This window comes from Anaerolineales bacterium (genome assembly GCA_015075725.1).
Lineage (GTDB): Bacteria > Chloroflexota > Anaerolineae > Anaerolineales > Villigracilaceae > Villigracilis.
Genome location: JABTTV010000001.1, coordinates 1,228,796 through 1,249,638 on the forward strand (window position 1 = coordinate 1,228,796; position 20,843 = coordinate 1,249,638).

Consider the following 20,843-nt stretch of genomic DNA (forward strand, 5'->3'; position numbering starts at 1 on the left):
TCTGTGGAAAAGTCCCCTCCCCTGTGGACAACAGCGTCCTTGCCGAGGCTTTTTAGTTTTTGATTAGAAATATGGCACCCCTAAATATGGGGGGCTGATTTCAATAAATCCAATATATGGAAAATCGACTTGAAGTTATAAATTCCTGAATGCTCCTGCGGAAAAGTTATCCGAAAAAAATCCACAGCGAGAGTCAGGCGTGGGTCGGTGAGTCAACCTCAAGTCTGGGGGAGGCGTGCGGGTTTCGTCCAGATGTGGGGCTTGATTCATCTTATCCACATCATCCACAGCCCCTACTATTATTACGAATCCATTATCATACTTATATACCAATTGAATCTCTTATGGTATTCCTGTACAATCCACAAATAAGTTCTGTCCCCCCTTTGCCAACCCTGGGAGGTTGCCATGGATATGATCAAAGTTTCAGCCAACTCCCGTACCTCTGCCGTCGCCGGGGCGATCGCGGGGGTGATTCGCGAACATAAACGGGCCGAAGTGCAAGCGATTGGAGCAGGCGCCGTCAATCAGGCAGTGAAGGCTCTCGTGCTTGCCTCCAGTTATCTCAAGAACGACGGGATCGATGTGGTTTGTGTCCCCGAGTTCGTGGATGTGGAGATCGAAGATAAGGTGCGCACCGCCATCAAATTGGTGGTCGAGCCGCGTAATCCTGCGCCGCCAGCTCCAGCCGGTTCATAGATTTCAGAGGTGACAGTCTCGACGCCGCGGCGCCATGACTGTCACCTGACTTACTTAATAGGGTGGAATATATGCGCCCGCGAAGGGTACTTGTGCCCTGCTAAGGGTATAATTTTCGTGCGTGGACTCGCTACGCATTGAGCCTGTCGAAATGCGCCTCAACCCCCGCCCAGACCTGATCCGCATCTTACAGCCGGTTCCACGCCCAAGCCTTCCCATGTCCAAACGGAATCGTTTTCCCCGCATTGCTCTCGTGCTGGTTTTCATCCTCGCCTTGTGCGCAGGGACCTTCTCTCCGCGCGCCGGGGTGGTGGAGGCAAAGCCGGTGGCGGCTTTCGATGAATTGAGCGTCTTCATCAGCGAGTTTCGCACGCGCGGACCAGGCGGGGCGGATGATGAGTTTGTGGAAATTTACAATGCGAGCGGGAATTCGGTTACTTTAAATAATTGGGTATTAAGAAGATCTACAAGTTGTGGAGGCGTGGCTGCAGGCGGACCTCTCGTGACGATAAATACCACCCTTGTGCCCGGACAATATTATCTGATCGGTAAATCTCCGGAATACACAGGATCGATGCCTCTTGATCTATCTTACGCCTCCACAGGTATCGCGGATGACGGCGGAATTGCCTTGATAAATAATGCCGGTATTATTATCGATCAAGTAGGAATGTGCAATACGACAGCGTATAGGGAGGGAACGCAGCTTTCCGCAATGAGCGGAACCGCCAATCAAAGTTATGAACGCAGGTTTGGCGGCAGTGCAGGAAGTTGCAGAGATACTGATAACAACGCAACGGATTTTATTTTAAATTCCTCCACCAGCAACCCGCAGAACTTTGCCAGCGCGGCAGTACCGTGTTTGGCTGTGATAAGTACAAGTTCTTCCATTGGCGACGGCGTTTACCTTGATACGAGCGGTCTCGTTATTGATATTCAATTAACCTTCAGCAACATTGTCACTGTTACAGGGTCGCCCACATTGTCGATCGAAACCGGCTTGACCGACCGACCTGCTGTTTATGCAGGCGGAAGCGGTACAAATACATTGACTTTCAATTACACGATCCAACCGGGGGATAATACGAATGATCTTGATTACGCCGGATATAACGCCCTCTCATTGAATGGAGGAACGATCGTGGGCGCAAGCGGGGACGCGACTTTGATCCTGCCCAAGCCGGGGACCACGGGTACTTTGAGCGCGACACGAAATATTCAGATTGATAATACGTCAGTTACGCCAGCGCTTTTGTCTTTCACGCGACAGAGTCCGACCTCTCAATTTACAAATGCAGATGAAATTGTGTTTAGGATCACCTTCAATGAAGCGGTAAACGGGGTGGATGTAGCTGACTTTGCTGTCAACGGTGTCCTCGGGGCAACCCCTGGATTAACAAAGGTTGAAAATGGAAGACTATATGATCTGAGACTATCAGGTGCGGTCATGGTCAACCTGAACAGTACAGTTGATATAAATTTAAATGTAGGACATAGCATTACTGATATAGGTGGAAACTCCCTTCCAGATACCCAACCAGCAACTGATGAAACCTATAATGTAGATAATACCCCTCCCACTGTAACCATCAACCAGTCATTGACCCAGGTTGATCCAGCAAGCGCTCTGCCCATTAACTTTACAGTCGCATTTAATGAACCGATAGACGCAACTACATTTACTACCGCAGATATCAGACAAAACGGCACGGCCACAGGGATTACCTGGAGCATAATCAATTCAGGCGACAACCAGAATTTCACTCTGTCTGCGATTGCTTCCAGCGCGGGAACAATTGTCCCAAGCCTCAATGCGGGCTCAGATGCCGCACCGGTTGTAAGAGATAGGGCGGGAAATCATAATTTCCCTTCAAACAATCCTGGGTGTGTTCTCCCTGAGCCAAATAATTGCGTCCAATTCAACGACACCATTCCGCCCACTGTCACCATCAACCAATCTGGTTCTCAACTCGACCCGACCAATGCATTACCCATCAATTTCACGGTCCAGTTTTCCGAACCGATCAACACAGCCACCTTCACCGCTGCAGACATTACTCAATCCGGCACAGCCTCCAGCGTGGTCTGGAATATCGCCAACTCCGGCGATAACAGGATTTTCACTCTTTCCGCCACATCCTCGGGGTATGGAACCATCGTCCCTTCGATCGCGATCAACCGCGTCACTGATCTCTCCGGCAACAATAACGCTGCAAGCACCTCCACCGATAATTCAGTCACTTTTGCCGCATCCAGCGTCCGTTCCATCATCATCAACGAAGTGGCGTGGGCGGGAACCGTCTCCAGCCTGCCCGGCGATGAGTGGATCGAGTTGTATAACACAACCAACGCGACCATCAACATCACCGGTTGGTCGTTGAGAGCCGCGGACGGCACTCCGTCCATCACGCTCAACGGCAACATTCCCGCCGGGGGGTATTTCCTTCTTGAGCGCGATGACGACAGCACAGTCTCCGATATCCCGGCGGACCAGGTTTACACGGGAGAACTTTCCAACAGCGGCGAAGCGCTGACTTTGTACGACTCCGCCAATAAAGTGATCGATACCGCCAATGGCAACGGCGGGAGCTGGCCCGCGGGCAGTACGTCAACTTATGGCACCATGGAGCGCAAAAGCACATCCACCGACAGCGACAGCAATTGGTCGACCAATTCCGGTTCAACGAGAAACGGGAAGAACGCGAACGGCGGCGACATCATCGGCACGCCAAAGAGCGGCAACTCGCCCCTCCCCACTCCAACCCCAACGCCCGAAGCAACTCCCACAGGCACTCCGATTCCCCCTCCCATCCCAATCGACCCGCGCCCGATCATCAACGAAATCCTTGCGCGCCCCGGCTTCGACTGGAACCAGGACGGCAAAGCCGATGTCTTCGACGAGTTCGTCGAGATCAAGAACCTGACCTCCATCGATATCTCCCTGAGCGGCTGGAAGTTGGATGGCGTGAACGGTAAAAAATCATTCTCCCTGCCTGCGGTCACGCTCAAGCCCGGCGAACGAATCGTTTTCTACAGCAAAGAGACCAACCTGCTGCTCAGTGACGGCGGCGAGACCGTGCGCCTGATCAACTCGAGCGGCAAGATCTATGACGCCTACACCTACAACGTCGCCCGCGCCGAAGACGCGTCCTTCTGCCGCCTGCCCGACGGCAACCCCGGCGATTCCTGGTTCGAAGATTGCACACCCACGCCGAATCTAGCTAACACGCGCGAAGGGCAGGCGCCCGAATCCATAGGCGGCGTCGAATCCCCCGTTTGCAACCTGCCCGATACCATCCCGCTTGACTTCTTCATCCCCGAATGCCGCGGCTATGGTGCGGATATTTGGAATCCCTTCTATTGGGATTTCACGAACTGGATCGATAAATTGTGGATTCAACAAACGAATGAAAAATGGCGCACGTTCATTGAGTAAAATAAACCCTAAAGGTCTTTAAGACCTTTAGGGTTTTTCTTTCCAAGGAATAACATGGAATCTTTCTTCACTTTTCTCGAAAAACGGGTCGATGACTGCTCTTCCCTTCTGTGCGTGGGACTTGACCCGCACCTTTCCGACCTCCCAAGCCCCACGGCCGCATCTGCCCGGGACTTTTGCCTGAATCTCGTCAAGCAGACCTCTCGCTACGCCGCGGCATTCAAACCCAACGCCGCCTTCTTCGAAGTCTTCGGCGCGGAAGGCTGGACGGCGCTCAAGCAGGTCGTCGAAGCCATCGGCGAAGAATCCCACCGGATGGGCTCGCGCATTCCCATCGTCCTGGATGCGAAGCGGGGCGACATTTCATCCACGGCCGAAGCGTACGCACAATCCGCGTTTGAAAATCTTGGCGTGGATTGCATCACCTTGAATCCCTATCTCGGCAAAGACTCGGTCGAACCGTTCATCAAGAGCTCGGAGAAAGGCATTTTCATTTTGTGCAAAACGTCCAACGCCGGTTCGATGGATCTGCAAAACCTGCTGGTCATGCCGATGGGTTCGGATACGCCCATGCCATTGTATATTTATGTGGCGAAACTTGCCCAGCAGTGGAATGAGAAGAATAATGTCGGTGTCGTCGTCGGCGCGACCCATCCGCAAATCATGGAAATGATCCGCGCCGCCGCGCCGGACTTGTGGTTCCTCGCTCCCGGAGTCGGCGCGCAGGGCGGCGAATTGGAGATAACGCTGAAATCGGGATTGAGAGAAGATGGAAAAGGATTGCTGCTGCCCATTTCCCGCGCCATCTCGCGGGCGGATGATCCCGGCAGGGCGGCGGCGGAGATACGGGATGATATATTGCGAATTAAAAGGGAAAATCAAAAATGATCAAGGAAGACGAAAAAAAATTCGACGAGCCAAAGGCATATAGTATTTCAAAATATCGCTTAGGCTATTCGTCATTAGTAATCATAATCATCATTGGCATGATGATATTTGATAATGAGCCAACACCTCCCATTTGCTTTGGAGCAATCGGTATTTTTGCAATTTATCTCTTTTTTCCATTTACATATAAACTTATAGTGTCAAACGAAGCTATTTCATCTATTAGTATATTCGGAGAAAGAACACTTGAATGGAATGAAATTTTTGAAATTAAAGCCAGTAAAAAAGGATTGTTCCTGTTTAACGCTGATAGTACTGTGAAAGTTTTTATAAATCAACAGATAGATGATTATCCTCTTGTTATAAAGTTTGTTCAACAACAATGCCCTAATTTATGGAAATCTGAGGATAGCCAAGCTTTTCATCAAAACATTATTGAGGCAACGCTTTTTGGAGTTTTGGGGTTTCCTGCCATTTATCTGACTATAGTTATATCTTTAGAGAATGGTATTTCTTTTAGTCAAGATATTTTAACTCTGATGATAGGGTTAGTTATAGGAGGGGTACTATTATGGCAGGGTATAAAAATTAGAGAAATTACATTTGATATGGATATTCTTGTTGTGAAATATATTGCTTGGGAATATAGGATTCATGTCAACGATATTAACTCTGTTGAGCTTGAACAACAGATGGGCAAAAATGAAATATCCTACCCGGTTCATATAAAACTAAAAAATGGCAGGCAGCTAGTAATCGAAAAAATAAAAGAAGGAAACCCTGTTTTGCTAAATGCAATTGAAAAATGGATGGAAACTTACAAGGGAAAATAAAAATGACTAAATTTAATTCATCTCAAGAAGCTCTTGCAGACGGACTCCTCGAAGCCGGTTGTATCAAGTTCGGCGAGTTTACGCTCAAGTCGGGACTCAAATCACCGATCTACATTGACTTGCGTTACATCATCTCCTTTCCGAAATTATTGGAGCAGATCGGCGCTGCTTATTTACCTGTTTTGAAAGAATTGAAGTTCAGCCGCATTGCCGGATTGCCCTACGCCGCCATTCCCATTGCAACAGCCATCTCCCTTGCGGGTAATTATCCGATGATCTATCCGCGCAAGGAAGCGAAGACTTACGGCACGAAAGCCGAGATCGAAGGCGAATATCATGCCGGAGAGACGGTCGTGGTTATCGATGATCTCGCCACCACCGGCGGGAGCAAGTTCGAAGCCATCGAAAAACTGATCGGCGCCGGGCTGTTCGTGAAGGATGTTGTCGTTCTCGTGGACCGTCAATCCGGCGCAAAGGAATCCCTGGAGCAGGCAGGGTATCACTTCCATGCAGTTTTGACCATTACGCAGTTATTGGATCATTGGGAGGCGAATGGAAAGGCCGCCAAGGAAAAGATCGAAGAGACACGGAAATTTTTGGAAAACAGATAATGCCAAAAAAACATACCTTTACAGCGGTCATCCAAAATGCGGGCGGGGGCGGCGCTTTTGTGGAAGTGCCTTTTGATGTAGAGAAAGACTTCGGCGCGAAGCGCCCGAAGGTGAAGGCAACCTTCGACGGCGTTCCCTACCGCGGTTTGCTGGCCCGGATGGGCGGCGAGAACCATATTCTGATCGTTCTGAAGGATATCCGGGAGAGCATTGGCAAAACGTTCGGTGACAAGGTGAAAGTGACGGTGGAACTGGATGTCGAGCTGCGCGTGATCAAGATCCCCAAAGACCTGAAAAGAGAATTGAAGAACGATACGGAAGCGCGGGTTATTTTCGAGAAACTTTCCTTTACCCATAAACGGGAATATGTGAATTGGATCAATGAGGCGAAGAAAGACGAGACGCGCGCCAATCGAATCCTGAAGACCATAACGATGTTGAAAAAGGGGCAAAAGGGAGTGTGATGTACTCCCTTCTTCGTCCGCTTCTCTTCCGCCTCGACCCCGAACGCGCTCACGCGCTCACGCTTCACGCGTTACGCATCGCCGGGAATTTTCCCCCCTCACGTAAACTGCTTGAATTCATTTATAAGTCGCCGCCAAAACCGGTACATGTTTTTGGTTTAACTTTCAAGAATCCGATCGGGCTGGCGGCGGGATACGATAAAGACGGGGTTGCAATCCGCGGGCTTGCCACTTTGGGATTCGGTCACGTGGAAATTGGGACGGTCACACCAAAGCCGCAGCCGGGAAATCCGAGTCCGCGCGTGTTTCGTTTGGCGGAGGATGAAGCTGTGATCAACCGCATGGGATTCCCTTCGCGCGGATCGGAGTTCGTGCAGGGGCGGTTGAGTCCGGCCATGCAAACGAACCGGCTTGGACACACGATGGGCATCGTAAACGAAAGACTGGAGAAACGCAGAATATGGAACACTGTTTTGGGAGTCAACCTTGGGAAGAACAGGGAAACATCGAACGAGGATGCAGTGTTGGATTATCTTGCCCTGCTTCAGATATTTGCCGGCCTGGCGGATTATCTGACCATCAATGTCAGTTCGCCTAACACGGTTGGGTTACGCAATTTGCAGGGACGCAAAGCCCTGGAGGGTTTGCTTGCCCAATTGCACCGGCAGCGCCTGTTCGAAGAGCAGGCCCTTGCACGACGCATTCCCATCCTAGTGAAACTTGCGCCGGATTTATCCGAATCCGAGCTCAATGACGCGGTGGAAGCGATTCTCAACACAGAGATGGATGGAATCATCGTCTCGAACACGACCCTTGGGCGGGAGGGATTAAGGTCGAATGATCGGGGAGAAACGGGCGGGTTGAGCGGGAGTCCGCTCAGGGTTAAGAGTGAGGCGGTTCTTCGTCAGACATTGAAACATGTGAATGGAAGAATCCCTGTCGTGAGCGCGGGGGGAATCATGAATCCCGACGATGCAAAACGCCGCCTCGAGATGGGGGCGGCGCTGGTTCAAATCTATACCGGGTTGATCTATCGCGGGCCCGGTCTGGTGAAAGCAATCGTTACGGTTGTGCCGGACGCAGGACGGGTTGCGGCGCTTCGCTCCGATTTGTAAAGAATCCGTCGGGCAATGGAAGGGGCTCGAGTTTGCGCGATGTGGTGACCGAGTCGGTCGGGATCAGGTAAAGGTCGATGGGGCTGGTACTCCCGAGTCGTATATCTTGAAACGCGAATACCACATGACTGCTGTCCGGGCTGAATGATGCGTCGCGGTAGCAACAATTTCCCTCATACGGAACGGCGGGATCTGCCCGATGAGTAAATATGCTGTAGAAGACCATATCCCCAAAGCCGTTATTACGGACGTTGCTGTTTAGGAAGAAGAGCAGGTCGCCGTCCCAGTCAAAATTGACGATTTCATTCCCGAACTGGAAACGCCCGGTCGGGAATTCGTCCAGGTTTGAATTTGGCATCGCTTCGCAGTTTTGCGCATCCACGATGCGGATGGCATCTGCATGGACGCCGTTCACATTGGCAACATATTCGATGGCGATCCGTGTGCCGTCGTCCGACCATTGGATATCCTTGACCGGGAGGCTGTTGAAGAGGCATCCGTTCATTTCGAGCAGGGCGCTGCGGCGGGTTGCGAAGCGCAGTTTGATCAGATCGTAAGGCACGATGAAGAGTTCGCGGTTGACGCTGATGGCGACCTTTTTGCCGTCGGGAGAGACGCTGAACCCTTCGAAATACTCGGCGGAAACATAATTGATGATGACTTCCTGCACTTCGGTTTCGACATTCACGGTCTTGACGGTTTTGCCGGACATGAAAAGCAGGGTCTTGCCGTCGGGCAGCCATTGCAGGTTGAACTTGGGCAGGTTGTCGTTGGTGAATTGTTTTCTATCGCTTCCATCAACGTTCATGACCCAGATATCGTTTTCGCGCACAAAGGCGATCTTGTCGGCGCCGCCAACGACGGGCAGTCCCGAGGACGCGGGCTGGGTCGCGGTGGAAGTCGGCAAGGCGGACGCGGGTGTGGCTGTCCATTGGATGATGATGGGCGTTGGTGTATCGACGGGCGGTCCGCTTGTGATCGCTACGGTGGCAGGCGGCGCGAAGAGTGATTGGAGGATATCCCCGCCCATGAAATAGAGTCCGCCGCCGATCACTGCCACCAGAAGGAAGAGCCCGGTAAAAATGGCGAAAGCGGGACTGCGCCGTTTCGATTCCACCACTGCGTGTTGTTTGCGGACGGTGGTGGTCTTGTTGAATGGAGAAATTTTCGAGGTGACGTTGGCGGTGCGGTCGGGCGGTTTCTCTCCGCGCAGGAAGGCTTTGGTTGTTTCCACCAATTCCACGGCGGTGGAAAAACGGTCATCCGGATTTTTTGCCATGGCAGTGGAGATGACCTTTTCCATCCATACGGGCAGGTTGGGATTGGCTTCGAGGATGCGCGGCACCGGCTCAGTGATGTGCTTGATCGCCAGTCCAAGCGGAGTATCCGCCTGGTAGGGTTGTTTCCCGGTCACCATTTCGTAGAGAATGACGCCCAACGCATAAATATCGGCGCGTCCATCGATTGCGTCTCCGGAGGCCTGTTCGGGAGCCATGTAGGCGGGCGTGCCGATGATGGCAGAACCGGTCATGTTACCGCTCGCCTCGCCTTGGCTGAACTTGGCGATGCCAAAATCGGAGATGAGCGGGACGTTCTTGTTGGTGAAAAGGATATTGGCAGGCTTGAGATCGCGATGAACGATGCCTTTCGAATGCGCTTCGTCCAGCCCCGGCGCGATCTGCTCCAGGATCCTGACAGCGTCTTCGATGCCGAAGTTTTGCCTTGCCTTGATACGTTCGGAGAGGGAGCCCCCGTTCATGTAACGCATGACGAAATAGGGCTGGTTGTTCTCCTCTCCCACGTCATAGACCGGCACAATGGCGGGATGCTCCAGTTGGGCGATGATCTTCGCTTCGCGCTCGAACCTCATGCGGAACTGTGGATCGGAGTGGATCAACTCCGGCGGCAGGAATTTGATGGCGACTTCGCGTTCGAAGCGCGGATCATAGGCGCGATAGACGGTGGCGAAACCTCCGCGACCCAGCTCCCCCTTGATTTCATAGCGCCCGATCTTCTCTGGAATGGTCATGAGAGCAAGTATACCTATTCAAAGGGTTCGACGCAAGCAGGCGGGGATTCAAAATCGGTAATCTGACTCAGTCCGCCATATACAACCCGCCGGTGGATTCCATCCAGTCTGCAATGCGTTCCACGATGGAGGCAATGCTGTTATCCGAAACATCGAACTCGACCTTTGTCAGGATCGAATCATCGAACAGCCTGCGGATCACCTTCTGCTCTTCGATGAACACTTTCAGATCGTCGTATTGGGAGGGATTCCCCGAAACCTTCAAGCGTTCCGCGCGGGCGGCTGTGAAGGAATCGGCTGAACGGGTGAGCAACACCAATCGGAAGTTGAGCGGCAACAGCCGTTCTTCCAGCCAGCGGAAATCGTAATCCTTGTTATATGTCATCAATTGATACATGCGCGTTGAGATGTGAAAGCGGTCTATGATCCAGGAGTAATACCGCTGCAACTCAAAAAGCCTGGCCCATGTTTCGTAGGTTTCAATTGCCAGAGCCTCCTCCTGCGGTTCGAAGTTGATCAAGCCGCGCCCCCAGGGGACGTTGGTGAATGCGCACCACTCCCCGGAGATGAGCGGCGAGTGATACTTATACTTGCGCGGACCGACAATGCGGGGGTGTTCGTTGAGAGCAAAGGCGATGTCGGTCTTGAAGGTCAGGCGCGTGCCTTCAAGGATGATCTTTGGGGTGAGTTTGGGCATGCTGTAATTATACTTACCCGCCCGAAACCCGATTCCACGAGTAATTTTCCTGACGATTCTGACAAAATTCTGAAACGATTCTCATGCGCAGTTGTGGTATATTCGCATTCAGGTAAATCTTATGGACGACAGAATCACGATCATCGAAGGACCGCCCCCGATCTTCGAGCATGTCAATGACGGCTGGGCCATGGGCTTGAACGAAAGCCCGCATCTTTCCATCCCTGCACTCACCCGCCTGCGGACGTTCAACGGACCGGCGCTCGTCGAACGTTGTTACAACGCATGGCATAACCGGAACTCGATCCACTTGCATTACCGCAACGAGACCGGAATGGAGCAGACCGCTCCCATCCTTGCCGCGCGCAATGTGGAAACGAGCGACGGGCACGTTTTACTCCTTTGGGTCTACCTCGACGGAGAGAAAGTGGAATACGAAACCGACTCAGGCGACGACGAGGCGCAGGACGACTACCCCGGCGAATAAGAAAGGATTCAAATACAGTCACTGCACAAGTGACTGTATTTTTTTAATCAAATGACCACGCTTCCCTCCCTCAACTCGGCTGCGCTCAGGGCAAGTCTTCAATCCGCTGTATTGACCCTGGCACTTCACCGCCCCGAACGCGCAAATGCCTTCAATCTTGAAATGACTCAGGCTTTGCAAACCGCCCTGATCGACGCGGAGAAAGACTCGCAGGTGCGGTGCATCGTCCTCACAGGAACAGGCAAGGTCTTCAGCGCCGGGCAGGATATTACCGAGATGAAACAGGCCGGCGGCGGGATCTCCTATCGCGAACACCTGGAGAAGACCTATAACCCGCTCATCCTGCAGATTCGAAAGATGGGCAAACCGGTGATCGCGGCAGTTAACGGACCTTGCGCGGGCGCGGCATTTGGCATCGCTTTGGCGTGTGACTTGCGCATTGCGCATTCGAGCGCGTATTTCGTGGTTGGCTTTAGTGGTATCGCGCTCGCGCCGGATTCGGGGGTTTCGCTGTTGTTGCCAAAACTCATCGGCTTGGGCCGCGCACAGGAGTATTTCTATTCAAATAGACAGATTCCCGCATCATTGGCCTGTGAGTGGGGTCTGGTCAACAGAGTGGGTGGATTCAACTATCGGCGTGTGGTAAGGCAGTTTGCGGAGGACCTGGCTCGAGGTCCGCGCGAGGCGTTTGCGGCGGGGAAGAAGGTGTTCAATGATGCCATCCTGCCAAACCTGGAGGAGGCGCTGAATCGAGAGGGAATCCTGCAAGAGGATTTGGGAAAGTCGTCCAGTCATCAAGAGGCGGTGAGGGCGTTCTTTGAAAAACGCTTGCCGAAATATGACTAGCGTATCCAATTTGGGGGTGTTCGGGTTATTTAAAACATCATTTTTTGCCGGAAATCCGCGTACTTTTGTCATATTGACTGTGCTGTCATAATCGTGTAAAGTTTTATGGCAGTTTTCTGGATTCTTCTTCGATATGAACCAGCAAATTCACATAGGCTGTTTGGAGCGGGTATCCATCCGGGATGCCCGCTTATGTTTTTCTATAACAATCCTTTCTGGAGGTAATCATGGCAGGACAAATCAACGCGTTTGAAATGGCGCAGAAGCAGTTCGATGCGGTCGCCAAACAATTGAAACTCGATCCCGGCGTGGCGGAAACGTTGCGCTGGCCGATGCGCGAATATTCCTTCCGCATTCCAGTGCGCATGGAAGACGGCTCCCTCAAGGTTTTCCAGGGATTCCGTGTTCAGCATAACGATGCTCGCGGACCAAACAAGGGCGGCATCCGCTTCCATCCGGCTGAGACGATGGACACCGTCCGTGCCCTGGCGACATGGATGACCTGGAAGTGCGCAGTTGCAGATATTCCGCTCGGCGGCGGAAAAGGCGGCATTATTGTCGATCCGTCCACGCTGACTTTACGGGAAAAGGAAGACCTGTGCCGCGGCTGGGTGCATGCGATGTGGAAGAATATCGGTCCGCGCAATGATGTGCCTGCGCCGGATGTCGGCACGACCCCGCAGATGATGGGCTGGATGATGGATGAATATTCCAAACTCGTCGGTCAATATACGCCTGGCGTATTCACAGGGAAACCCATTGGCGGCGGCGGCTCATTGGGGCGCACCGAGGCGACAGGTTACGGCGTGATCTATACCGTGCGCGAGGCGATGAAACATCTCGGCATCGATCCGAAAGGCTCGGTTGCTGCGTTGCAGGGATTCGGCAATGTTTCGCAGTATGCGGCCATCGGTTTTGTCGAAATGCTCGGCGGCACGGTCGCCTGCGTTTCCTGTTACGACCGCCACGATAAAAAAGCCTACACCTACAGCAAGAAAGGCGGCATCGATCCGCGCTTCCTGCTCTCCATCGTGGATGAATACGGGACCATCGATAAGAAGAAGGCGCAGGACGCCGGTTATGATGTGAGCGATGGCGATAAATGGATCGAGTTCGAAGCCGATGTGTTGATCCCCGCCGCGCTCGAGGGCCAGATCAATGCCGATACGGTCAAGAAGGTTTCCAAACGCGTGCGCATCGTTGCTGAAGGTGCCAACGGTCCCACCACGCCTGAAGCCGATGAAGTGTTCAAGAAGAACAACGTCTTCAACATCCCGGACTTCCTTTGCAACGCCGGCGGTGTGACTACTTCGTATTTCGAGCAGGTCCAGAACGATGCCAACTATTACTGGGAAAAGGACGCCGTGCTCAGACGCCTTGACACCAAGATGACCTCCGCCTTCAATGCCGTGCTCGAGCGCAGCACGCAAGAGAAGGTCTATATGCGCGATGCTGCGTACATGGTCGCCATCGACCGCGTGGTGAAGGCGATGGAACTCCGCGGCTGGTTGACGGGTTCGGCGTAGCAAGCAGAAAATGGAAAACAGAAGAGGATGCGCTGGGAGGCGTGTCCTCTTTTTATTGCCGCCTCTTTCTGGACTTGTGAACTGATTCAGCTTTCCAGCGTTTTTCATCCGCTGATATTTGATACAATCATTTTGCGTTTATCGATCCGCCGCCCACTTCCTGTTTTCCAGAGGTCTTATGTCCAAACAAACCTTCAAATGGGATGATCCCTTTTTGTTCAACAATCAACTGACCGACGAAGAGCGCATGATCCGTGATGCGGCGCGGAAATATTGCCAGGACAAACTCATGCCGCGCATCCTCGAAGCAAACCGTAAGGAGATCTTCCACCTCGAGATCATGGACGAAATGGGCGCGATGGGCTTCCTCGGCTCGACCATCCCCGAAGAATACGGCGGCGCGGGGTTGAATCATGTCGCCTACGGTTTGATCGCCCGCGAAGTGGAGCGCGTGGATAGCGGTTACCGCTCCGCGATGAGCGTGCAAAGTTCGCTGGTGATGTATCCGATCTTTACCTATGGCACGGAGGAACAGCGCAGAAAATATCTGCCCAAACTCGCCAGCGGAGAACTTGTGGGTTGTTTTGGATTGACCGAGCCGAACCATGGAAGCGATCCGGCCAGCATGGAAAGCCGCGCCAAAAAAGTGGATGGCGGTTATATCCTGCATGGCAACAAGATGTGGATCACCAACTCCCCGATAGCGGATGTCTTTGTGGTTTGGGCTAAGCTTCCCGCCGAGGACGGCGGAAGGAGCGAAGGCGAGATTCGAGGTTTTATTTTAGAGAAGGGGATGAAGGGCTTATCGGCACCGAAGATCGAAGGCAAGTTCAGCTTGCGCGCCAGTTCCACCGGCGAGATCGTCATGGACGAAGTGTTTGTTCCAGAAGAGAATATTTTCCCCGAGGTCAAGGGCTTAAAAGGTCCGTTCGGGTGTTTGAACAAGGCGCGTTACGGCATCGCCTGGGGCGCGCTCGGTGCGGCCGAATTTTGCTGGCATGCGGCGCGGCAGTATACGCTGGACCGTCCGCAGTTTGGGCGTCCGCTCGCGGCGAACCAGATCATTCAGTTGAAGCTGGCAAACATGATGACGGAAATTACGCTGGGTTTGCAGGGCGCATTGCGTGTGGGACGTTTGATAGACGAAGACAAAGCCGCCCCCGAAATGGTCTCGCTGGTCAAACGCAATTCCTGCGGCAAAGCGCTGGAGATAGCACGGGCGGCGCGAGACATGCTCGGGGGCAACGGCGTTTCAGATGAGTATCACGTCATCCGTCATGTGATGAATCTTGAAGCGGTCAATACCTACGAAGGCACGCACGATATCCATGCGTTGATTCTCGGCAGGGCGCAGACAGGTATTCAGGCGTTTTCGTAATTTTGTATGTGCGATGCAAACATCGCCCATACAGCTTATTTATGCCCTTCCAAGCAGACCACGCCTTCCTCGCCGACATGCGCGTCATGTACAACCCCGGCGGGTAAATCCAATTTATCACCTGGCTTCAATATCAGCGACTGATTCAGTTCGGGTAAACCGAAGGTGATGCTGCCCTGCACGACATAGATCACTTTATCAAAACTGTGCGAGTGAGCAGAATAGATATCGAATGGTCCATTCGACCAGGCGTATGGGTCGAGACCTTCTTCCACCATCAACTGCCAGAGCGCAGTGCGGGTTGGAGGTGTTGAATCAGGCCAGGGCGTTACTCGAGGCGCGTTTTCCATCGTTAAGGTTCGAGGGGATAACCGGCATCCATCCAGGCTTGGAGTCCGCCGAGCAGGGCTTCCACTTTTTCATAACCGTTGCGCAGGAGCAGGAACGCCGCACGGGCGCTCGTATGTTCGTTCGGTCAGGTGCAGTAGGTGATGATCCATTGCTCTTTTTCGAGCGAGATGCTGGCAAAGTCGTACTCGAAAATATCCAATGGGATCGACATCGCGCCATCTGCATGCTGCTCGGCATAGATATCCGCGCCTCTCACATCCACCAGAATGGCTTGACCTGAGTCCACGGCGGCTTTCGCCTCTTTGACGCCGATCCGGGGAACGTCGTCCTCGGTTTGGGGCGCGTTGTTATTTTGGAATTGAGAAGGTTGGGTTGGAGCCGCAACCGGCTCCGCCGTTGGGAGAAGGGTCTGGCAGGCGAGCGCGGCAAGGGCAAGGATGGAAATTGCCAAAATGATTCTTTTCGATTTCATGGTTCCTCCAAAAAACATGGAAGGTTGCAATTGCTCTGGGTGAGGCGATGATATTCTTTTGTCATACCCGGCGCGGATACATGCATTTTTCTCTTGCGCCAAAGGTCAGCCAAGTATACCGTGATTGATTTTTGGAGAGTCTCATCCACAGAAGGGAACTTTTGAATCGTTTCGCCGGTCTATTTTGGGGTAAAGTTAAATGTGGAGGCTCTCTCATGAAACAGGATAAATTTCTCACCGGCATTCTTATCGGCGTCGGTGCGCTGGTCCTTTTGGCATTGGCGCTCTTCTTCACCCGGCAGGACAGCCGCGACTATCTTCCCGAAGATTCGCCCGAAGGCGTGGCGCACAATTATGTCCTCGCCGTGCTCGAGAAGGATTACGAAAAGGCTTACGGTTACCTTGCCGATCTGAAATACAAACCCACCTATGAAGATTTCCGCCAATCCTTTTTGAACGGCATGGTCAACCCGGGGAATACCGGGCTGGATGTGGGCGAAGCGGAGATTCACGGCGATGAGGCGGTCGTGGAATTGACGATCTATTATTCGTACAGCGATCCGTTCAGCACCCGCACCGGTTCGCCCGACCGTGCCCTGCTTGTGGAACAGGAAGGCAAATGGAAAGTCAGTTCCATGCCGTACAACTTTTGGGATTACAGTTGGTACCAGGAGCCGTATAAACCGTAACATCGTGTCATTGCGAGTGCCAAGGATCGCCGTCCCCGCAATGACGGAAAGATATTTATGAAAACCATCCGCCGACTTTATTTTTATGCCGTCGCCTTCATCAGCATCGAAGTGGTGCTGTGGGGCATCATTGGTCTGCTGCGTTCGATCTTCAACACGCAGGAGATATCCAACAACGCCTCAAATCTGGCATCCGCATTGGCGCTCATTTTCGTGGGCGTGCCGATCTTTCTCATTCATTGGTTTTGGGCGCAGCGTGTTTCCGCGTCGGATCCGGAGGAACGGTCCGCAAGCATTCGCGCGGTCTTCCTGTATGGAATTTTGCTCGGCACGTTGATTCCCGTGGTTCAGAATCTTCTTGCGCTCATCAACCGCACGATCCTTTTCACCGCGAATCTTTCGGAATACCGCGCCGTGGTCGGGGGCAGTCAGACCTGGGTGGATAATCTTCTTGCCATTGTCGTCAATTTGCTCATCGCCGCTTATTTCTGGAATGTCCTCAAAACCAGTTGGTCGGGCGTCCCTGACGCGGAAAATTTTTCCGAGATTCGCCGTCTGTATCGTTTCATCTGGGTATTGTACGGATTGTTACTGGTTGTCTATGGCATTCAACAAGCACTGAGTTACGTGTTCACCTTCCCGACTGCCGTGCTTGGGGACATTGGACGTGAGACGGCCGTCAATGCGATTGCCTTGATGCTGATCGGCTCACCGATCTGGTATTACTCCTGGCGGCTCCTGCAGGACGCGCTGCCTGATTCCGCTGAAAGAGAGTCTTATCTTCGCCTTGGGCTTCTCTACTTATTGACTCTCGGCGGTGTGATCGTTACCCTCGTCGCAGGCGGAAACCTGATCTATCTCATCCTTTTGCAGGTGCTAGGCGAAGGCGGATCTTGGCTGGAATTTGTGCGCCGGCTTGGCGGACCCATTTCCATCGGCGTGCCGCTGGGCGTGATCTGGGCATATTACGGCAAGTGGCTCAATAATCAGTTTTCGTTCGACGAAAGCCCTCCGCGCCGCGAAGGCAAACGGAGACTCTTCGACTACATCCTGTCTTTCCTTGGTCTTGCCGCGACAGTGACGGGTTTGATCTCGCTCTTCTCCGTCCTGATCGATCTCGTGTTGGATTTCAGTTACCTGAGCACGAGCGGGATCGTCGAACCATTTTCCGGCTCCATAGCCACGCTGGCGGTTGGATTGCCTGTCTGGCTGCTGACCTGGCAGCCTTCACAAATACGCGCATTGGAGAACAACGATTTGGGCGATCACGCGCGTCGTTCGATTGTCCGCAAGTCTTACTTGTATCTTGTGTTGTTCGCTTCCGTCATCGGCGGGATGGTGACGGCGGGGATGCTGGTATTCAACCTGATCAATGCGGCGCTGGGCGTGGAAACCGGCTCGTTGCTGCGGGATACTCTCAATGAACTGACTGCATTGATCGTGTTCGTCGTTTTGCTGGCATATCATCTCACAGCCCTGCGCAAGGATGGGACTGCCCGCTCTGACGTGCTCGCGGAAAAACAGTCGCAATACCACGTGCTTGTCTTCGACCAGGATGGCAGGTTCGGCGAAAGTGTGAGAGCCACCTTTGCAAAACGCGCGACGAGCGTTCCTGTCACAGTGTTGAAGGTCGATGAAAATATTTCCGGCGATCTAAAAGCAGACGTGGTCATTCTGCCCGGTTCAATGGCCGTGAATACGCCGCAAAACGTCGAGGCGTGGATTCGGTCATTCAACGGGAACAAGCTCATCGTCAGCGATGAGGCGGCGGGCGTATTTTGGATGAATGATCTCGAGCAGGCGGCGGATACGGCAAAATCCCTGGCGGAAGGGCAGGACCTCCGCCCGCAATCCTCCAAACGGACGACTTCCATATGGACGTATGTGGCATATGTGTTCGCGGCACTGTTCGCATGCCAGTTGTTGTTCGGGTTGTTGATGTTCGGGATTTCGCTGGTGACAGGCTTCTGATTTGAACAGGTCACGCAATACGCGTGACCTGCTTGTTTCTTAATGATATACTTTTGAAAAAATTGCAACCCATCAAGCGAGGCGCACCATGAAAGTGACTGTCCTTCAAGAGAATCTGGCCCGTGGTTTGAGCACTGTTTCGCGCGCGGTTTCCTCGCGCAGTACCCTGCCTGTTTTATCGAACATTTTGATCGCGACCGACGAGGGCCGCTTGAGACTTTCAGCAACCAACTTGGAATTGGGGATCACTTGCTGGATTCCAGCACGCATCGACGAGAACGGCTCGACCACCGTCCCGGCGCGTACATTTTACGACCTAGTGAACACCCTCCCGGGAGACCAGGTGCAGCTTTCTTTGGATGTGAAGACTCAAAACCTGCACGTGAAGTGCGGCTCTTCGAACAACGATATCAAGTGCATCGATGCACAGGAATTCCCGCCGATGCCCACGCCGGAGATGAAGGATGCCGTGCAATTGAACGTGGCGGATTTTAAAGAAATGATCCAGCAGGTCGTGTTTGCCGCTTCGACCGATGAAGCCCGCCCGGTGCTGATGGGCGTGTTGATGAACGTGGAAAAAGATAAGGTCACGATGGCTGCAGCAGACGGATTCCGTCTTTCGGTGCGGAAGGGCCAGCTTGCACATTCGGTGAAAGACTCGATCAACATCATCATCCCCGCACGTGCGTTGAACGAATTGGCGCGTGTGGCGCACGATCCCGAAGAACCCATCTATATGGTCGTGCCCAAACAACGCGGACAAGTTTTATTCCGCGTAAAAGATGTGGAAGTGGTCTCGCAATTGATCGACGGCACGTTCCCCGATTATCATCAGATCATTCCGCGTAATTACAAATCGCGCACTTTGGTCTCGACGGCGGCTTTGCTCAAAGCCTGCAAGCAGGCGGAGATCTTCGCGCGCGAAGGTTCGAACGTGGCGCGGCTCGACATCAAACAAGCCAACGGCGAAATGCAGCCAAGCGAGGTGGAAATTTCCGCGACCTCGGAAGAGACCGGCAAGAATGAGACCATCGTCGAAGCGACGGTTGACGGCGGCGGCGTGTTGATCGCGTTCAATGTCAAGTTTCTGCGCGAGGCTTTGGAAGTCATCAAGACTCCGAACGTCGCATTGGAAACGACTGCGCAAAATGCGCCGGGCGTGGTCAAGCCGGTGGGTGACGATAACTTCCTGCATGTCATCATGCCGATGCATTTGGGATAATAAAATTTGGGCGACTCACCATCGCCCAAATTTTTTTACAACAATACAGAACATTTGTTCTATTCAGTCTAACGCATCATTCCCGACCTGTTCCCTGTCCCGCCACTTCAAGCGGCTTCTCCGTTTCGATATTTTTCATCGCTAACTTTGGTTTCATTCGTAACGTGATCCAAATGCTGACGGATGCAGAAACCGCGAGTACTCCTTCTACCGCCAGCGGACTCAGACGCTGACCGAGATACACTGCAACTCCATCCACGGCTGCATGCCATAAGACCGCCAGCCAAAACCAATGCGCTTTCATGTGCACCAATCCATACAACACCATAACCGATAGCGACACATGCAAACACATCGCGAAGATGCGTTCCACGACACCAAGGATCGCGAGATATGGCGGCGCGGACCAGTACGCTTGGATCTGTTGTTTTGCCAATTCGAGTTGTTCCGGCGGGATGCTTGGCACCGTTGCCAGATCAATATTGCGATACGCCATCATGTTGACGAAGGTCAACGCGACGGCGATGCCGAGCAGAATCGCCTCCATCCCGCCGTGGCCGACGCCGACATAAACGCCTTCGTTCCAGGTTTTACGATTCTTCAGGATGTATTTGAATAAAATGTAACGCGCGGTCTCTTCGAATAATCCCGCCAGTAATCCCAGTATCGCCGCATATGCGATCAATCCCCAGGCTTGAAATGTCGGCGTCAACGCGAGCACAAACGGGATGTGCAGGATTTGAGAAGCGATGAAGGTCAATCCGCCTGCGAGGAACAACTTCCAGGAGAGTTTGAACTTCCGCGCAAAGTAAAAACCGGCAAGGATGGGGATGACGATCATCGCCAGAAAATTGATGACCAACATGGTTTCAAGCATTTGGGTTTCCTCAAAACGTCTGCGGCATCGAGCGCCTGCGCATCGTCTCGCGCGTCAGCGGGCGTTTCGCCACAATGGTCACTTTGCCGCTGTTTTCAGGCGTGTATACATTCGTGGCTTCCCAGCCTTCCTCGCCCCATTCGTTCAATGTGGCTTCGATCGCCTCGTCCTTTGTGCCGAAGATGCTGCCTATGGTCAGCACGCGATATTCCCATTTTTTGAGTTCGTCGTTCATTCTAAGGGTTCCTTTCG

Annotated in this window: 20 protein-coding genes; 14 read left to right on the top strand and 6 right to left on the bottom strand. The window is 52.9% G+C overall.

What is annotated here, in order from left to right:
• Positions 1 to 408: 408 nt before the first annotated feature.
• From HS100_05960 to HS100_05990, 7 genes are all read left to right on the top strand, one after another.
• Positions 409 to 699 carry a stage V sporulation protein S gene (locus HS100_05960; protein MBE7433439.1) on the top strand — a complete coding sequence of 97 codons (291 nt, stop codon included), beginning with the start codon at positions 409 to 411 and terminating at the stop codon, positions 697 to 699.
• Between the two features lie 121 nt (positions 700 to 820).
• Positions 821 to 4,135, top strand: a complete 3,315-nt coding sequence (locus HS100_05965) for a lamin tail domain-containing protein (GenBank protein MBE7433440.1) — start codon at positions 821 to 823, stop codon at positions 4,133 to 4,135.
• Between the two features lie 54 nt (positions 4,136 to 4,189).
• Positions 4,190 to 5,023, top strand: a complete 834-nt coding sequence (gene pyrF / locus HS100_05970) for an orotidine-5'-phosphate decarboxylase (GenBank protein MBE7433441.1) — start codon at positions 4,190 to 4,192, stop codon at positions 5,021 to 5,023.
• Positions 5,020 to 5,856 (top strand): hypothetical protein, encoded by an 837-nt coding sequence (locus HS100_05975; GenBank protein ID MBE7433442.1) that lies wholly within the window; start codon positions 5,020 to 5,022, stop codon positions 5,854 to 5,856. The genes pyrF and HS100_05975 overlap by 4 nt, the downstream gene beginning before the upstream one ends.
• Positions 5,857 to 5,858: 2 nt before the next feature.
• The gene (locus HS100_05980) at positions 5,859 to 6,467 is read left to right on the top strand and encodes an orotate phosphoribosyltransferase (GenBank protein ID MBE7433443.1); all 609 of its coding nucleotides are present in this window, start codon (positions 5,859 to 5,861) and stop codon (positions 6,465 to 6,467) included.
• Positions 6,467 to 6,931 (top strand): DUF1905 domain-containing protein, encoded by a 465-nt coding sequence (locus HS100_05985; GenBank protein MBE7433444.1) that lies wholly within the window; start codon positions 6,467 to 6,469, stop codon positions 6,929 to 6,931. Before HS100_05980 ends, HS100_05985 begins: the two co-directional genes overlap by 1 nt.
• On the top strand, positions 6,931 to 8,046 hold the full coding sequence (locus tag HS100_05990) for a quinone-dependent dihydroorotate dehydrogenase (protein ID MBE7433445.1): 1,116 nt from the start codon (positions 6,931 to 6,933) through the stop codon (positions 8,044 to 8,046). Before HS100_05985 ends, HS100_05990 begins: the two co-directional genes overlap by 1 nt.
• Here HS100_05990 and HS100_05995 read toward each other — a convergent pair.
• Both HS100_05995 and HS100_06000 read right to left on the bottom strand, forming a co-directional pair.
• Positions 7,994 to 10,075 carry a protein kinase gene (locus HS100_05995; protein ID MBE7433446.1) on the bottom strand — a complete coding sequence of 694 codons (2,082 nt, stop codon included), beginning with the start codon at positions 10,073 to 10,075 and terminating at the stop codon, positions 7,994 to 7,996. The two genes, HS100_05990 and HS100_05995, sit on opposite strands and share 53 nt — an antisense overlap.
• Positions 10,076 to 10,142: 67 nt before the next feature.
• On the bottom strand, positions 10,143 to 10,772 hold the full coding sequence (locus tag HS100_06000) for a hypothetical protein (protein ID MBE7433447.1): 630 nt from the start codon (positions 10,770 to 10,772) through the stop codon (positions 10,143 to 10,145).
• A 121-nt stretch (positions 10,773 to 10,893) separates the two neighbouring features.
• Between HS100_06000 and HS100_06005 the strand changes: the two genes are divergently transcribed.
• The 4 genes from HS100_06005 (at position 10,894) to HS100_06020 (ending at position 15,009) form a co-directional block, all read left to right on the top strand.
• Entirely contained in the window at positions 10,894 to 11,259 is a 366-nt protein-coding gene (locus tag HS100_06005; protein ID MBE7433448.1) for a hypothetical protein, read from the top strand.
• A 51-nt stretch (positions 11,260 to 11,310) separates the two neighbouring features.
• Positions 11,311 to 12,105: an enoyl-CoA hydratase/isomerase family protein gene (locus HS100_06010; protein ID MBE7433449.1), complete on the top strand. Its 795-nt coding sequence runs from the start codon at positions 11,311 to 11,313 to the stop codon at positions 12,103 to 12,105.
• A 227-nt stretch (positions 12,106 to 12,332) separates the two neighbouring features.
• Positions 12,333 to 13,631 carry a Glu/Leu/Phe/Val dehydrogenase gene (locus tag HS100_06015; GenBank protein MBE7433450.1) on the top strand — a complete coding sequence of 433 codons (1,299 nt, stop codon included), beginning with the start codon at positions 12,333 to 12,335 and terminating at the stop codon, positions 13,629 to 13,631.
• 178 nt (positions 13,632 to 13,809) lie between these two features.
• Complete coding sequence (locus HS100_06020; GenBank protein ID MBE7433451.1) at positions 13,810 to 15,009, top strand: acyl-CoA dehydrogenase; 1,200 nt, start codon at positions 13,810 to 13,812, stop codon at positions 15,007 to 15,009.
• Positions 15,010 to 15,044: 35 nt separating this feature from the next.
• Here the strand turns inward: HS100_06020 and HS100_06025 are convergent, their stop codons facing one another.
• Positions 15,045 to 15,359 (bottom strand): cupin, encoded by a 315-nt coding sequence (locus tag HS100_06025; protein MBE7433452.1) that lies wholly within the window; start codon positions 15,357 to 15,359, stop codon positions 15,045 to 15,047.
• A gap of 125 nt (positions 15,360 to 15,484) precedes the next feature.
• On the bottom strand, positions 15,485 to 15,832 hold the full coding sequence (locus HS100_06030; protein MBE7433453.1) for a rhodanese-like domain-containing protein: 348 nt from the start codon (positions 15,830 to 15,832) through the stop codon (positions 15,485 to 15,487).
• A 215-nt stretch (positions 15,833 to 16,047) separates the two neighbouring features.
• Here HS100_06030 and HS100_06035 point away from each other — a divergent pair, with 215 nt between their 5' ends.
• The 3 genes from HS100_06035 (at position 16,048) to dnaN (ending at position 19,714) form a co-directional block, all read left to right on the top strand.
• Complete coding sequence (locus HS100_06035) at positions 16,048 to 16,521, top strand: hypothetical protein (GenBank protein ID MBE7433454.1); 474 nt, start codon at positions 16,048 to 16,050, stop codon at positions 16,519 to 16,521.
• 57 nt (positions 16,522 to 16,578) lie between these two features.
• On the top strand, positions 16,579 to 18,492 hold the full coding sequence (locus tag HS100_06040) for a hypothetical protein (GenBank protein ID MBE7433455.1): 1,914 nt from the start codon (positions 16,579 to 16,581) through the stop codon (positions 18,490 to 18,492).
• Between the two features lie 88 nt (positions 18,493 to 18,580).
• A complete protein-coding gene (gene dnaN / locus HS100_06045; GenBank protein MBE7433456.1) occupies positions 18,581 to 19,714 on the top strand; it encodes a DNA polymerase III subunit beta in 1,134 nt (377 codons plus the stop codon).
• 76 nt (positions 19,715 to 19,790) lie between these two features.
• Here dnaN and HS100_06050 read toward each other — a convergent pair whose 3' ends face one another.
• Both HS100_06050 and HS100_06055 read right to left on the bottom strand, forming a co-directional pair.
• Entirely contained in the window at positions 19,791 to 20,591 is an 801-nt protein-coding gene (locus tag HS100_06050; GenBank protein MBE7433457.1) for a YhfC family intramembrane metalloprotease, read from the bottom strand.
• Between the two features lie 10 nt (positions 20,592 to 20,601).
• Complete coding sequence (locus tag HS100_06055; protein MBE7433458.1) at positions 20,602 to 20,826, bottom strand: hypothetical protein; 225 nt, start codon at positions 20,824 to 20,826, stop codon at positions 20,602 to 20,604.
• Between the last annotated feature and the right edge of the window lie 17 nt (positions 20,827 to 20,843).

Coding starts and splice junctions, on each gene's coding strand:
- HS100_05960 (MBE7433439.1), top strand. CDS start 409: ATGGATATGATCAAAGTTTCAGCCAACTCCCGTACCTCTGCCGTCGCC.
- pyrF (MBE7433441.1), top strand. CDS start 4,190: ATGGAATCTTTCTTCACTTTTCTCGAAAAACGGGTCGATGACTGCTCT.
- HS100_05975 (MBE7433442.1), top strand. CDS start 5,020: ATGATCAAGGAAGACGAAAAAAAATTCGACGAGCCAAAGGCATATAGT.
- HS100_05980 (MBE7433443.1), top strand. CDS start 5,859: ATGACTAAATTTAATTCATCTCAAGAAGCTCTTGCAGACGGACTCCTC.
- HS100_05985 (MBE7433444.1), top strand. CDS start 6,467: ATGCCAAAAAAACATACCTTTACAGCGGTCATCCAAAATGCGGGCGGG.
- HS100_05990 (MBE7433445.1), top strand. CDS start 6,931: ATGTACTCCCTTCTTCGTCCGCTTCTCTTCCGCCTCGACCCCGAACGC.
- HS100_05995 (MBE7433446.1), bottom strand. CDS start 10,075: ATGACCATTCCAGAGAAGATCGGGCGCTATGAAATCAAGGGGGAGCTG.
- HS100_06000 (MBE7433447.1), bottom strand. CDS start 10,772: ATGCCCAAACTCACCCCAAAGATCATCCTTGAAGGCACGCGCCTGACC.
- HS100_06005 (MBE7433448.1), top strand. CDS start 10,894: ATGGACGACAGAATCACGATCATCGAAGGACCGCCCCCGATCTTCGAG.
- HS100_06010 (MBE7433449.1), top strand. CDS start 11,311: ATGACCACGCTTCCCTCCCTCAACTCGGCTGCGCTCAGGGCAAGTCTT.
- HS100_06015 (MBE7433450.1), top strand. CDS start 12,333: ATGGCAGGACAAATCAACGCGTTTGAAATGGCGCAGAAGCAGTTCGAT.
- HS100_06020 (MBE7433451.1), top strand. CDS start 13,810: ATGTCCAAACAAACCTTCAAATGGGATGATCCCTTTTTGTTCAACAAT.
- HS100_06025 (MBE7433452.1), bottom strand. CDS start 15,359: ATGGAAAACGCGCCTCGAGTAACGCCCTGGCCTGATTCAACACCTCCA.
- HS100_06030 (MBE7433453.1), bottom strand. CDS start 15,832: ATGAAATCGAAAAGAATCATTTTGGCAATTTCCATCCTTGCCCTTGCC.
- HS100_06035 (MBE7433454.1), top strand. CDS start 16,048: ATGAAACAGGATAAATTTCTCACCGGCATTCTTATCGGCGTCGGTGCG.
- HS100_06040 (MBE7433455.1), top strand. CDS start 16,579: ATGAAAACCATCCGCCGACTTTATTTTTATGCCGTCGCCTTCATCAGC.
- dnaN (MBE7433456.1), top strand. CDS start 18,581: ATGAAAGTGACTGTCCTTCAAGAGAATCTGGCCCGTGGTTTGAGCACT.
- HS100_06050 (MBE7433457.1), bottom strand. CDS start 20,591: ATGCTTGAAACCATGTTGGTCATCAATTTTCTGGCGATGATCGTCATC.
- HS100_06055 (MBE7433458.1), bottom strand. CDS start 20,826: ATGAACGACGAACTCAAAAAATGGGAATATCGCGTGCTGACCATAGGC.